General features: G+C 55.4%; 16 protein-coding genes. All 16 read right to left on the bottom strand.

The window, feature by feature from the left end:
- Window positions 1-26: 26 nt before the first annotated feature.
- On the bottom strand, window positions 27-536 hold the full coding sequence (locus HBA55_RS29695) for a hypothetical protein (protein WP_166998993.1): 510 nt from the start codon (window positions 534-536) through the stop codon (window positions 27-29).
- 70 nt (window positions 537-606) lie between these two features.
- Entirely contained in the window at window positions 607-1,071 is a 465-nt protein-coding gene (locus HBA55_RS29690) for a hypothetical protein (RefSeq protein WP_166998991.1), read from the bottom strand.
- A gap of 40 nt (window positions 1,072-1,111) precedes the next feature.
- Window positions 1,112-2,152, bottom strand: coding sequence for a N4-gp56 family major capsid protein (locus tag HBA55_RS29685; protein WP_166998990.1), 1,041 nt, complete (start codon window positions 2,150-2,152; stop codon window positions 1,112-1,114).
- A gap of 26 nt (window positions 2,153-2,178) precedes the next feature.
- Window positions 2,179-3,093, bottom strand: a complete 915-nt coding sequence (locus HBA55_RS29680; RefSeq protein WP_166998988.1) for a hypothetical protein — start codon at window positions 3,091-3,093, stop codon at window positions 2,179-2,181.
- 33 nt (window positions 3,094-3,126) lie between these two features.
- Entirely contained in the window at window positions 3,127-3,333 is a 207-nt protein-coding gene (locus HBA55_RS29675; protein ID WP_166998986.1) for a hypothetical protein, read from the bottom strand.
- Window positions 3,330-3,548, bottom strand: coding sequence for a hypothetical protein (locus tag HBA55_RS29670; RefSeq protein WP_166998984.1), 219 nt, complete (start codon window positions 3,546-3,548; stop codon window positions 3,330-3,332). The genes HBA55_RS29675 and HBA55_RS29670 overlap by 4 nt, the downstream gene beginning before the upstream one ends.
- Window positions 3,545-5,854, bottom strand: a complete 2,310-nt coding sequence (locus HBA55_RS29665; RefSeq protein ID WP_166998982.1) for a hypothetical protein — start codon at window positions 5,852-5,854, stop codon at window positions 3,545-3,547. The genes HBA55_RS29670 and HBA55_RS29665 overlap by 4 nt, the downstream gene beginning before the upstream one ends.
- On the bottom strand, window positions 5,851-6,135 hold the full coding sequence (locus HBA55_RS29660; RefSeq protein ID WP_166998980.1) for a hypothetical protein: 285 nt from the start codon (window positions 6,133-6,135) through the stop codon (window positions 5,851-5,853). Before HBA55_RS29660 ends, HBA55_RS29665 begins: the two co-directional genes overlap by 4 nt.
- Window positions 6,136-6,137: 2 nt before the next feature.
- On the bottom strand, window positions 6,138-7,769 hold the full coding sequence (locus HBA55_RS29655; protein ID WP_166998978.1) for a terminase large subunit: 1,632 nt from the start codon (window positions 7,767-7,769) through the stop codon (window positions 6,138-6,140).
- A gap of 3 nt (window positions 7,770-7,772) precedes the next feature.
- On the bottom strand, window positions 7,773-8,285 hold the full coding sequence (locus tag HBA55_RS29650) for a DNA-packaging protein (protein WP_166998976.1): 513 nt from the start codon (window positions 8,283-8,285) through the stop codon (window positions 7,773-7,775).
- On the bottom strand, window positions 8,285-8,539 hold the full coding sequence (locus HBA55_RS29645; protein ID WP_166998974.1) for a hypothetical protein: 255 nt from the start codon (window positions 8,537-8,539) through the stop codon (window positions 8,285-8,287). Before HBA55_RS29645 ends, HBA55_RS29650 begins: the two co-directional genes overlap by 1 nt.
- On the bottom strand, window positions 8,529-8,888 hold the full coding sequence (locus HBA55_RS29640; protein ID WP_166998972.1) for a hypothetical protein: 360 nt from the start codon (window positions 8,886-8,888) through the stop codon (window positions 8,529-8,531). Before HBA55_RS29640 ends, HBA55_RS29645 begins: the two co-directional genes overlap by 11 nt.
- On the bottom strand, window positions 8,885-9,292 hold the full coding sequence (locus HBA55_RS29635) for a hypothetical protein (RefSeq protein WP_166998970.1): 408 nt from the start codon (window positions 9,290-9,292) through the stop codon (window positions 8,885-8,887). The genes HBA55_RS29640 and HBA55_RS29635 overlap by 4 nt, the downstream gene beginning before the upstream one ends.
- Before the next feature lie 7 nt (window positions 9,293-9,299).
- Entirely contained in the window at window positions 9,300-9,899 is a 600-nt protein-coding gene (locus HBA55_RS29630; RefSeq protein WP_166998968.1) for a hypothetical protein, read from the bottom strand.
- A gap of 3 nt (window positions 9,900-9,902) precedes the next feature.
- Complete coding sequence (locus tag HBA55_RS29625; RefSeq protein WP_166998966.1) at window positions 9,903-11,276, bottom strand: hypothetical protein; 1,374 nt, start codon at window positions 11,274-11,276, stop codon at window positions 9,903-9,905.
- Complete coding sequence (locus tag HBA55_RS29620) at window positions 11,276-11,755, bottom strand: hypothetical protein (RefSeq protein ID WP_166998964.1); 480 nt, start codon at window positions 11,753-11,755, stop codon at window positions 11,276-11,278. Before HBA55_RS29620 ends, HBA55_RS29625 begins: the two co-directional genes overlap by 1 nt.
- Window positions 11,756-11,768: the final 13 nt, after the last annotated feature.

Genomic DNA, 11,768 nt, shown 5'->3' with positions numbered 1-11,768 from the left:
GAAGCGCCCGAAGGCGATGTTTGCTATTAACTAGCGGTGGTGATGGTGATGCCGTTGAAGGTCTTGGAGTAGCCCTTGATGTACCAGTGCGTTCCGTCTGCGACGAGTTCAACCCGGTCGCCTTCGTCGGCCACGCCGTCAGCAAAGGTAATGGTGTCACCACCACTGGCCTCGCTGTCGCCATCGGAGGCCGCATTCAGGTCAGCCGATACCACCAAGCCACGAATGATGTTGTCCGAATTAGCGGTAACAACGGTGTAGGACGCACCGGAGGGCGCGGCGCCAACAATGAAAGTTAACGCCAGTCCTGGCTTTGGAGCTGGCAGCACGGTTTCGAATTCCGTAGCAGAATTCAGTACGAAGATGCCGTCGTGATCCGCCAACTTCAGAGTGCTTGCAGCGGTCAGTGTCTTCACTTTGCCTCTGCCGTAGGACTCTGAACCGTCATCGTTTTCACGTTTGATCACGGCATTTCGAGCCAATCTCAGAAAATTGGTGATCGTGAGTTTGTCTTGCTTATCGTGTAAGCGAGCCATAGTTCTTACCTCGATTTGTCGAATAAAAAAGGCCCCCGAAGGAGCCTTTCTTTATGTTGAGGTCACGCCGTTAGGAGTTCTGCGGGCGTGAAGGAATGGTGCCGATATTCACCGTGGTAGCGGTAACGCCGGTTGCGTTCCAGTTGTCTGTGCCAAAATCGAAAGGACTGGCTGCCCCCGTGGTTTGGATGATGGTGTACCCAAAAGGCGCGTACCCTGCTGGCAATGCCGGGAACTGAGGGTAGATCTCCGCCACGTCGGAATCGCCGTCGACGTCCTCGATTTCGCCCTGGAAGACGGCTACCGCACCGGAAGCGTCAAGGGCCCACACGAATACGCCGATTTTGTCGGCTCCAATCGCAGTAAACGCATCGCCGTTCCCGTCAGAGGTTGGTGTTACTCCATTGGTGATGGCGGTTTTTCGGTACATCTTTCCATCAATTTCATAATTGATGACTTCGGTCGTGTCGTGAAGGGTTTCTGCACCGATGGTGGTCAGCAGACCGCTGGAATATGAACGAGTCAAAGGTTCCATATTATGATCCTCGGGTTGGCCCGCTCTCGCGGGCACTTAATTAGATGTCAGTACAGCCTGCTTCGATGACAGCCATCCAGCCGTCATTCTGAACAAACGCCGCTGAGTAGAACTTGGTGCCGATGTAACCACGCTGGCCCAGAGGGTCGGCCTTGTCCTTCTTGCCGACGGGCACATGGATAACGTCGAAGGAATCCATTCCCCGCAGCGCCAGGTTGGCCCAAGCGTCCGCAGCTACCACAATGAACGGGTAAACGTCGATGTTTGAACCACCGGTTGACAGCATGCCGGTGGCACCCAGGGTGGCGCCGGAGTCGATAATGGCGGTTAACTCGGGTGAAACCACGAAACGGTAGTTCTCTACCGCACCGATTTCGCAGTCATGCACCATGTCGCGCTTGCCATACTCGGCACACTGCAGGAAGCCTGGGAGGTTGCGGATGTCGTTCTCAGCATCGGTGTGTACAAACACCAGGTAACCTCGTTCTACTCGCGAGGTATTGAAGTCACCACTGCCATCGAGCACGCTTGATACTGGACGACCGCGGTTACCCTTAATGGAACGGGTCGCTTTGCGGAGAATCGGCAAGCCGATGGGCTCATCAACGGTTGCACGCGAAGTGCCACCGCAGTAGAACTTGTTGGTGCAGCCTTTCAGGGCGCCGTAATCGACCATTTCACGAACCAGACCCATGCGCTCACCGGCTTGCGCCTTCATCTCGTCAGGGATCTTGTCTTCGTACAGATCAGCGGTTTTGTCGGTGTAGCTGTACAGGCACGCGTACTGCTGCAGCTGCACGGTGATGTCTTGAGGGGTCAGCGTCTCCGCTTCAGGGGTCTGGCCTTCACTGACAAGATGATCGTTGGCCGACACGCTCCACTGGTTGATGGACGTGGCGTCGGTGTTGGTAGCACCCTTCGGCAACCAGCGACGATAAACAACCGTATCGCCCTGATTCTTCTTGTGCTTCTTCTGATCACCACTGATACCCAGACAGGTCACAGGTACAGCGTGCTTCAGGATAGATCCTTTCGTCTTGCCGATCCGAGGTTCGGCGGTATTGTATTTTTGAGCAACCATTACTGGCCTCCTAAATGTTTAAAGGGTCAGCTGTTGAACGCAGCTAAAAATTCTTCATGCTCGGTTTTGCGCCCCTTTCTAATGGGCTCTCCACCGGACGTAGGTGCGACAGCGTCGTCCAGGCGCTTCGTGCTCTTACCGCTGTTCGGGGCAAGATCGGGCGCAGAGGTCGTGGCCTTGAAATCATTCAGGATGGCTATGGCGTCTGCAGCACTGTTGCTGGATTGTGCTTTGTGTTGAGTTTCAGTCGGCTGGGTAGCCAACCAGTTGGAGAAAGCATCACTCTCGACAATGTCTTCCCAGTCAGGGTGTTTTTTGTCGAGCTTTCTCATTTCCTTGATGGTGGTGAGTTCTTCAGCGGTCGAAGACGCGCGGTCTTCGGCGGCCTGGAGCTTACCGTTAAGTTCGTCCATGTTGATGTTTGGCTTCGCCATGCTCTGAACTTCTTCGAGCGCTTCGGCCCATTCGGGGAAGTCCTCTTTCAGCCGGGCCATGGCGGGGCCACTTTTGGCAGCCTCAGACATCTGTTGGCTATTAGGGGCTGCAACACCGGTTTCATCGGCGGCGGCTTTCGCGGTCGCCATGCTGTCCAGCTTTTGCTTAATGCCTCCCAGGTTGCCTTCAAGATTTCTGAGACGTCCTGAAAATTTCTCTTCGACGGTGTTCACGAAACGAGATTCCAGCATTGCCACCGCTTCGGGCGACAAACCGGCAATCTCTTTTTCGATGTTATCTGCGGAATTGTCTTCCTGATTCGTATCAGCGGCAGCGCCTGATAGGGCGTCACCGCCTTCAGTGCCTTCAGTGCCAGCTTCTTCAGTGCCGCTCGCATCGTCTTCGATGGTCGTTTCACCGTTGAATGCAGCCTCGAAGTCGCTTTGGTCTTGGGCTTCCTGCTGCTCAGGCGTTAATTGTGTTGCTTCGGTCGCTTCAGTTTGCATTGTTATTCCTCACTGGGTATGCCGTCTGCGCGGCTATGGTTGAGCTTCGGATTCGGCCTTGTTCATGGCCTTTTGGATTCTTTTGATCTCGTAGATCTGGCCGCGCTTCTTGGCCGTTTGCGCTGGCTCCATGTCCTTGTCGTTGTCTTCCCTGAGATTCTGCAGTCGGTCAGATAACGACTCTTTCAGCCGAGCGAACCAGCCTTGGCGCACGTCCTCTTTGGAAAATTTGTAACTCAATGGATCTGCTCCACTCGATAGAATGTACTGGTACCTTCGATCTCGATGATTTCCCCTGCCATCAGATAGCCCATGACGTCGTGATCCTTCAGCCCGTCGGGAACGTCAGCTGGTTTCAGCAGCTCCCAATGTTCTCCATCTCCAGAAACGAAAAAGACCGCTTTCGCGGCCTTCTTTTGAACGAGGGGGGTGCCCGATGTGTCTACAAGTTTCATTGTGCGAATGCCTGCCCTGCTGGCGCCCGGCCCGGTGGCTCCATCGCTGGAGTCGCCACTTGCGGAGCGCTGTCTTTGTGTGGAGACAGCCTGATTTGTGTCATCAGTCGCTGCGTCGTTTCGTTGATTCTGACCTTGAGATTGTCGGTATTGATGTCCTTATCACCGAGATACTTCATCTCAGCCAATTCCTTCGCCAGCTCGGCGGAGAACTGCTCGATTTGCCCCTTGAATTGGAACTCATTGATTTGCAATCGCTCCTTGCTCATCAGTTCCATCTCTTTGCGCTGTGTAGAGGCCATTTCCCGCATCTCAGCCACTTGAGCGTTGAGCTGGGCGATGGCTTCGCGCGGATCCGATTGCTGTGGCTGCAGCATCTGCTGAACCAGTTGCTTCCATTCCTCGTCATCGTACTCGAAGTTCTTGGGGTCGTACTTCTCGGCGCGAAGGTACTCAATGGCCACCTTCTTCGGATCGAGGTTGTAAATGGGGTTCTGAGCCAGTTGCAGCAGTTCGAGCGTTTTTTCTTTCTGAATCGTCCGCTCAACCAGGTTGGAAGAGCCCTTGGCATCAATGACAAACTCGCCCTTCTCTTCGTCGTCACCGTACTGTAGCAAGTAAGCGTAGTACCGGCGCATGTGCGGCTCGGTGATCAGGTCATCAAACAGTCGAGCAATCCGGCGACGGACAATGTTGGCGTTGTTGTTGAGGATTTGCGTCTGACCGAGCGTGTCCATCTTCTGCTGGCCCATCTGGCCCTGCATGATCATGGGCAATCCAGTGACGTCTTCAGCCAACTTCAGCGCCAGATAGATGATCGCCTGCAGCTCGTTCACCATCAGATCCAACTTGTAATAGGTGAAGGCTTTTGTAATGTCCTCGTCTTCCGCGTCCTCTGCCAACTCCCAGCCCTTGCGAGGCTCAATGGTCGCAACACCATCGATCGGGCGGATGATGTCAGAATTAAACGCCCACATAGGCCCAGCACCCAGGCCCGCGTTGTCCATCAGATTGCGGCCAGCACCATTGATCATTCGCTGGGGCGTGCGGATCTGTCGGGAAACGCCGATACCCCAAGGCAGTCCTTTGCGGCGCTGCCAGACCATGACGTCATAAGGAAAGTCACCGGTGTCGAGTGGGTTCAGCACCGCCTTGATGATGCGGTTATTGACCATGACGACGTTGGCTTGAACGACTTCCGGGAGATGTTCTTCGCCGTGTTCATAGTTGGCGGACTCGAAGACAGATTCAATGTCGTCCCTCTCAAATTCACCGTGGAAATACCAGACTTCAAACTGACCAGAGGAATCGCGCTGCATGTCGTCCACTTCTTTGAACTTAACAGTCGCTTCCGTTGGCCCTTCATCCAATACGCTGAGAATCTCCTTCTCAAGGTAGCCATCCAGCTCGATCAGTTCGCGCAGCTTCTTGGGGCTGATCTCGTCGCGCTCAAAGATGTAGGGCCCGTCGTGAATGTTCTCACCACAGCCCTTCGCCGGGTACAGATTGCGATAGCTGATCCACTGGGAACCCGGCTTAACCTCTTCGTTGATGACCAGCTGGCCTTCACGATAGGCAACTTGGCGGCGCTTCTGAGGCACAGGCCCTTTGAGTACACCGGTGCCAACCCTGGCTGCGTCCTCGATGACTTTGCGCATGTGCGCGTGGTACTGGCACTCTACCAGCCAGTCTTCGATACGCTGCTGGGCTTTTGCGGCCTTGTCCTTTGCGTTCTGCAGGATGCTTTGCGCCTGGCCGACAATCTCCGCCTCTCTCTGCGCGGCGCCCTGTTCGTTACCTGGGAACTCCGCTTGGATCTGCTGACGAATAGCGGTTGGTAGATTACCTTCGGCAAACGGCAGCAGTTCTGGTACCGGTGTGCTGTCAACGTGGAAGGCGCCACCGTCGGTCGGCATGAGCATATCGGCCATGCTGGCGCCAGCCGCGTCACAGTATTGCTTGGTGATGTTGATGAAGATCGTTGAGCCAGTCGGTTCACCGAGTTCACCACCGCCATGCTCAACGTCCGCATTGCCTTCAATCTCACTGCGATTGGCGTCATCAACGCCTTCGTAGTGCTCCTCGTCTTCATCCCATTGCTTTTCGATACCGCTACTGACGCGGTATTCAATCGCTTCTGAGCGTTTTTCTGCAATGACGCGGCTCAGCTTCTGCAGCTTTTCACCGAGCATTGCCTCGTGCTTATCCATGGCGGTATGCAAGGCTTCGAGGTCGTCATCAGACAGAGATGCCTGCAACGCCTCGAATTCCTCCGGAGGCAGCTTCTTCAGATCGCGGATATTCATGCGCTGCGAGCACGCCCGTAGGATTCAGCGAATAAGGCGTTAACGGTGATGTCGGGACTTGTTGCACTGGCAAGTTCAACGGTCACCTTCACTGGCCTGCCTTCTGACAGGAACGTTTCGTAGAAATCGGCAGTCTGAGCGGCCGCAACCTGCACACCGTCAAACTTGACGACAAGGTTACCGCCGCCCCAGGTTGCGCCTGCGACGGATATGATCGGATCAATCATCTTCCCGAAGTTAACCGTCTGATTGGACGTCAGGTTTGCTGTTCGTTTACCCATGGTTAGTACCCCATTGCCCTGTCACGAGGGCGGTGGATTTTGTAGCGAATCTTGCGTTTCTTCTTCGCCGCTGTGTTCTCAGAGAACGCAATGACGGTTGAATCGAATAGTCCTGGCGACGACACGCCGCGAGACTTCATCTCTTTCTTGCTCTCCACCTGGATCTTCCCGTTCTTGGTCCATATCCGTTTTGGTCTGGAGAGTTCAGCCTGCAGCTGAGTGAGGTGTTTGCACTTCGACGAAATGCTGATCAAGTCGTCAGGGTTGGCATTGACCAGCTGACCTTTCTCATAGCGCTGTATGGCGTCGTAGGTCGCCTTAAACCGGTCGCGCAGCCAGGTAGCCGACTGCGACCGAAAGTTGAGATAGGTATCGCCATTGGTGCGTGATTCCCTGTCACCGGGCGTAATCCTTTTATCCTTGTCGCGAACCTCACCCCCGCCGTAGTACGGAAGGATCTTGAAGCGCTCAGCTGCCATGCCATGCAGTGCCATTTTCATGGCTGGCGTTCCCATGCCATCGCCGTCGAAGATCAGCAGATCAGACTTGCACTGGTCAGCGTGCGAGAAAGCCCAGGGAATGGCGGTGGTAATGTCACCCTTGGTCAGCTCCTCGGCGTCAGTGATTACTGAGCCGTGGCGGTTGGTAACGCCCTTGTTATCCCCTGTGTCAGCTGGGTCAAAGCCGGTGGTGCGCACTCCGGAGGGTTCGAACCCAAGCTTAATGTGCGCATCGATCGCAGCGGCCACCCATTTGGCAGGAATGAACGCATCGGTATTTGAGGCGTTCGGGTCTCGGTCGATCTCCTGAGCAACCGTTTCCTCAGACTGTTCTTCCTTCTGCTTCTGGTACCACTCCTCGTCCTTTCTGGGGTCGTCGCGCCAGTCAAAGACAAAGTGCCGCTCTGTGCCGGCAAAGCGCTGCTGTTTGACGTAGAATGGATTGCCGTTGCCATTGAAGGTCGAAATGTCGATCTGGCAGTTGGTCGTCTGCGATAAAGCGGCGTCGACCATCTCCTGATGCTCAATGAACGCCGCCTCATCGACGAAATAGACCGATTTGCGCCCGCCTCGACCGATGTTGTCCCCTGCTTCGCCAGTGATTGACGATCCGTTTGCAGGGTTCAGAAGCCGCATGTAGGTGGCGTGCTCCTTCTTCGAGAACCCCACGGGCAAGAAGATGTCCGGGAGGTTGCCCACAAAGTGGCGAATCTTCTCGAAAATCGAATCCGGATCACCCAGCTTGTCAACCAGCTGCTCTTTCCGAGACCCGAAGCCAGCCGCAAATCCATCGACAAACAGCCACTTCGTAACCGCATACCCGACGGACAGCCAGGTAACACCGCAATCACGGGACTTCTCAACGAGGCCCCTCTCTCCTTTGTTGAACCGGCCATCGAGCCATTCAATGTAGTCCCGCTGCCTGCCCCACAGAATGAATGGGATATTCGCCAGCCCGCCGTCAATCATCTTTCGCGGGTCATACGTCATACCCCAGTCGCAGATGAAATCAGCGGGATTGTTGGCGTAATGGACCTTGACCGCCTTCAGCAGGTCACTGTCCTCCCTGAGCTTCTGCAACAGGTCAGCCCTACCAGCGAAGATCTCACTGTAGTTGGGACTGACGTAATCCATGGGTTAGCCGTTGGTCAGAAGCTCTTTATAAATTCGTGAGGCTTCAACGGGGTCCATCTCTGCGGTCAATGTGGTGGTAGCAACCGGAATCGCTCCGCCGCCAGGGCCAGACAGCTCCTGTTCACGCTTGTCTGAAAGCCCCAGATCACGGGCGATGATGTTGGGATTCAACAGCTCGGCGGCGGCGCCAGCGAACTTCTGCTCGTAGATAATCTCTTCTACTCGCGTAATGACTTCTACAAAATCTTCGTTGGCCTTGTAGTTATCCCAAGTTCTTCTGGCACAATCGATGAAAATCAGCAGTCCGCCAATGGTCATAGCCCGCATTTTGGGGACTCGCTTAACCGTGGCTTCACCCTGATATTTGACCAGCTCAGCGGCTTCCAGAGGGTTATCCTCAATCCACACGAAGTACTCACAGCACTGCTTCCACAGGTCTTCAGGCTTGAGGTATTTCTTCCTCCGCCCGTGGGTGGCCCTTGCCTCCCAGAACCTGTTCCCCTTGGGAGCAGCCATTAACCCTCTCCCTTCGCCTGCTGGGCCAGCTGATAGAGACGTGGCAGCTCGGGAAACTCTTTTTCCATGGCCTCACGCTCTACTACAACGGCCTTCTGCTCAGATCTCAGGGCTTCACGCTGGGCGGACAGCTCCTGATTTTTGGCAATCAGCGCACCGTAGTGCTGCTGGCGCTGGGCTTGCTTGTACTCTTCGGTGAGCGTTACCGGATCCGGTTCAGACTCTTTCCCGAAGAAGAATTCTTTAAGACTCATGGCGTTTGCCTCGAATAACGGTTGGTGTACCGACCACCTCGTTACTGGGTATGCCCGGAGCGCCTTTCATTGCCAGGCGCAGGTCCCGATTCCACTGGGCTTCCTTGTGGGCTTCACTCAGTAACTTGGGGTTTGAGTTCAGGCCGATATTGATGCCCGCCCTCATGAGAATGGCTTGATCCATGATCTGCCTTTCTGGGTTGGCATCGTTCTCAATCTGACGTGCGAGGGAAACAAGCTCCCTGGCCACCACTTTGGCCACTTCCGGGCCAAAGCTGGTGGTTAACTGACCGTTCACCAAGAACACAATCTGATCGTTGTGGCGAAGCAGTCGAATGGTTTCTTTCACAGCTTGAAGATCTTGTTGACGCCACTGTCCCACTGGATGGTGATGTCACCACCGTTGGGCGTTACTGGCAGACCGGTTGCCGTGTCGATGTTGGCAATTAGTGTGCTCGTTGCCTCTGTACCGGTGTGCTTGTAAATATCGATTGATTCGGACTCGTCACCAGTGACTGAGCTCAGCGTCACGTCAGCGGCATCAGCAACACCCGCGGCAATGGTTTTGGTGCCCATGGCGCCGGAGGTTGCCACCCTCGATGCCGCCGCTCGGTCTGCTAAGTCCTGGTCGTTGGCCAGGTCAATGGTGTCATCGGCCTCATCAATCAGAATGATTCGAGTATCGTCCGTGTCCCAGTCGATAAGGCCGCCGAGAAAGCTCTCTCTGCCATAGTCGTACAGTGCATTTGCCATAGTGACCTCAGTCTGTAAGTACTTGATTTACCGGCCGATTCACTGTTTGTACGACCTTGCGGATTACCCCGAGGTTGCCGGTTATGATGATGTCGCCCACCTGAGCGATACCGAATTGTTCTTTGCTGGTGATACTGCCTGGGATGATGTACACCACCCCAGGTGTTAGTGACGCCCCGCCGAACGCTTCAGCGGTTACCACGCCAGCGGGATAGATCGATACTCCGGATCCGACCTCAGCTACACCGAATGCTTCAGCGCTGACAATAGCCGATGGCTGAATAGCAACCGCGCCCGCCTGAATAGTCACTCCGCCGAAAGCCTCTCCACTGGCAATTGAGCCTGGAAGGAGAATCTCTGCGCTGGTGATCTGTGACGAACCAAACGCCTCTATGCTGGCAATTGCTGTTGGGGTTATTTGGACCAGGCCCGTTGTAAGCTCCATGGAACCAAACTGTTCCAGGCTGGCTATTGCTGTTGGCGATATGCTTAACCCTCCCCCGCCGGCCCCAGACGGAAACTCAACGATACGCCCATTGATAATGCGCAGCTCGCCGCTCGCCGAACCAAAATCAACGATGCGACCGTTAACAATGCGCAGGGTCATGGGTTATACCGCGTCTACCTTTACGTCGAAATAGATGGTGGTGGAAGCCTTGGCAACGAAAACACGAATGATGGGCACACAGTCCGCGCCTGCGTCACCACTGGTGTCGACGTCGATGTAATACTCGTTGTAACCGGTGAGATCGGAAGCGCCGTTCTTCCACGTTGAACCCGAATCGGTGGTCAGTGCGGTTCCCGAAGCGGCGAGCCGGTCGCTGTTGCGCGTGGTGACGCGGTTCCAGGTCTGCTTGTTGGTGCCGTCGGGGTACATCACCTCGACCCACACATCCAGATCGGTGAGACTGGCCGTACTGGCCAGGTAAATGCGCAAGGTGTCGCTGGCCGCCTGACTGAGATCTACCGCCGGAGCGGGCAGATCAAACCAGAACGGCGTGCAAATCGTAGCCTTTGTATTGGTGACGCAGTGGGCGGACACTTTCTCGCCGCCGGGGAAGGCTATGGATTCATCGCGGTGAATGCCCGCGTCGTCCTGATCGTCGACGTAGCCGCCATAACCCTCGATGTGGAATTGATACTCAGCGGCCGCACTGTCGGACGAACAGTTATACGCTTGGAATCGGTGGGTGTAATTGGTGAATTCTTCCTCAACAAACGCGGTCAAACCCGCCGCGACCTTACACCCTTGCATCGTGACATTGATGTTGTCATCAGACCCTATCGTTCCGCCAATGTTTTCCAATATGTAATCGGTCACATTGGTGAAATCGACGCCGTTTAACCTGGCCGTGAACCCTCGCGCGCCCGCACCACGAATCACGCTCGTCGGTTTAACGGTAGGGTCGACACTGCCCCCGCAGACCTCAATCACGGACCCCTGGGAAAGCTGTATTAAGCCAACGGTTGTCACGTCCGCAACAAACGTGGGGTTTAGGGCTAAGTGATACGCCCCGTCAGCACTGATGTTCATACACACATCGCTCGCACCTGTGGCCTGAAAGGTACAGTCTTCGCTGATGCTGAACGTATTGAGAGCCGCTACACTGATGTCGTTATTGGATTTTGACCAGACACCGTAGAGGTAGAAAATACCGTCGTACGCTAACGCGCTGCCACCACCGCTGTTATTGAAATTGGCAGCCGTGGACACATAAGGCGTTTCACACGCCGTGTCATCCACACACTGCAATTGCAGGCCATCGCCCGATTGCGGACCGTTTAACGTAAACCCCGCATTCGTCTCGTAGTGCAGATGTGAAAAACACACAATATCCCCGGACCCGGCACCATCGGCTACCGCGTCGGCGTAGGTGGCATACACATTGGCCGCACCAAGTGAGGCAAAGCTACCGGATTGTTTTGTGGTCCCGCCGCCCGTCGTCCGGGTGCCAAAGCCGCTCTTAACGTAGAAATACGACATCAGAGATCACCGCTCTTGAGAGCCCTGGCGGCTTCGATTGTGTCGGGGTCGCTGCTTAGATACGCCCAGCGATCCAGTAAGCGCTGCGCCTCCTCTTCGGTGGAGCCAAAGGCCGCAGCGTATTGCGCGGCGGTATAGCCCAGGCTGAGCACCGCGGGCGCAACCTCTTTGAGGATGTCGTACGCCGTTACGGGATCGGTTTCGTTGAACCCTTTTTGCAGCCACGCGAATTGCACCTGGGACAGGGTTGCGGTTAGGTAGGCCGTGGACACGCCCTGCGCCACCGCCTCGATCGCGTCCTGCTGAGCGACGCGGGTTAAGAGCTTGGCTTGAGCGGCGGCAATGTTGGTGGCAAGTTCACTGTCACTGGCGGCGTTGACCTGACGAACAAACACGCGACCGTCGTCCAGCGTAAAGCGCTGCTCCGTGCGAACCTGTCCGGTGCGCTGCGGCCTGCGTTTGATCTCCTGTACCTGCATTCAGTCTTTACCC

Source organism: Pseudomaricurvus alkylphenolicus (assembly GCF_011683955.1).
Classification (GTDB): Bacteria; Pseudomonadota; Gammaproteobacteria; order Pseudomonadales; family Cellvibrionaceae; genus Pseudomaricurvus; species Pseudomaricurvus alkylphenolicus.
This window is presented reverse-complemented; position numbering and strand designations above follow the sequence as displayed.

Bases quoted from the DNA above. Each gene is read 5' to 3' on its own strand.
- HBA55_RS29620 (WP_166998964.1), bottom strand. From the start codon at position 11,755: ATGCAGGTACAGGAGATCAAACGCAGGCCGCAGCGCACCGGACAGGTT.
- HBA55_RS29690 (WP_166998991.1), bottom strand. From the start codon at position 1,071: ATGGAACCTTTGACTCGTTCATATTCCAGCGGTCTGCTGACCACCATC.
- HBA55_RS29660 (WP_166998980.1), bottom strand. From the start codon at position 6,135: ATGGGTAAACGAACAGCAAACCTGACGTCCAATCAGACGGTTAACTTC.
- HBA55_RS29665 (WP_166998982.1), bottom strand. From the start codon at position 5,854: ATGAATATCCGCGATCTGAAGAAGCTGCCTCCGGAGGAATTCGAGGCG.
- HBA55_RS29625 (WP_166998966.1), bottom strand. From the start codon at position 11,276: ATGTCGTATTTCTACGTTAAGAGCGGCTTTGGCACCCGGACGACGGGC.
- HBA55_RS29650 (WP_166998976.1), bottom strand. From the start codon at position 8,285: ATGGCTGCTCCCAAGGGGAACAGGTTCTGGGAGGCAAGGGCCACCCAC.
- HBA55_RS29645 (WP_166998974.1), bottom strand. From the start codon at position 8,539: ATGAGTCTTAAAGAATTCTTCTTCGGGAAAGAGTCTGAACCGGATCCG.
- HBA55_RS29670 (WP_166998984.1), bottom strand. From the start codon at position 3,548: ATGAAACTTGTAGACACATCGGGCACCCCCCTCGTTCAAAAGAAGGCC.
- HBA55_RS29630 (WP_166998968.1), bottom strand. From the start codon at position 9,899: ATGACCCTGCGCATTGTTAACGGTCGCATCGTTGATTTTGGTTCGGCG.
- HBA55_RS29655 (WP_166998978.1), bottom strand. From the start codon at position 7,769: ATGGATTACGTCAGTCCCAACTACAGTGAGATCTTCGCTGGTAGGGCT.
- HBA55_RS29685 (WP_166998990.1), bottom strand. From the start codon at position 2,152: ATGGTTGCTCAAAAATACAATACCGCCGAACCTCGGATCGGCAAGACG.
- HBA55_RS29695 (WP_166998993.1), bottom strand. From the start codon at position 536: ATGGCTCGCTTACACGATAAGCAAGACAAACTCACGATCACCAATTTT.
- HBA55_RS29680 (WP_166998988.1), bottom strand. From the start codon at position 3,093: ATGCAAACTGAAGCGACCGAAGCAACACAATTAACGCCTGAGCAGCAG.
- HBA55_RS29635 (WP_166998970.1), bottom strand. From the start codon at position 9,292: ATGGCAAATGCACTGTACGACTATGGCAGAGAGAGCTTTCTCGGCGGC.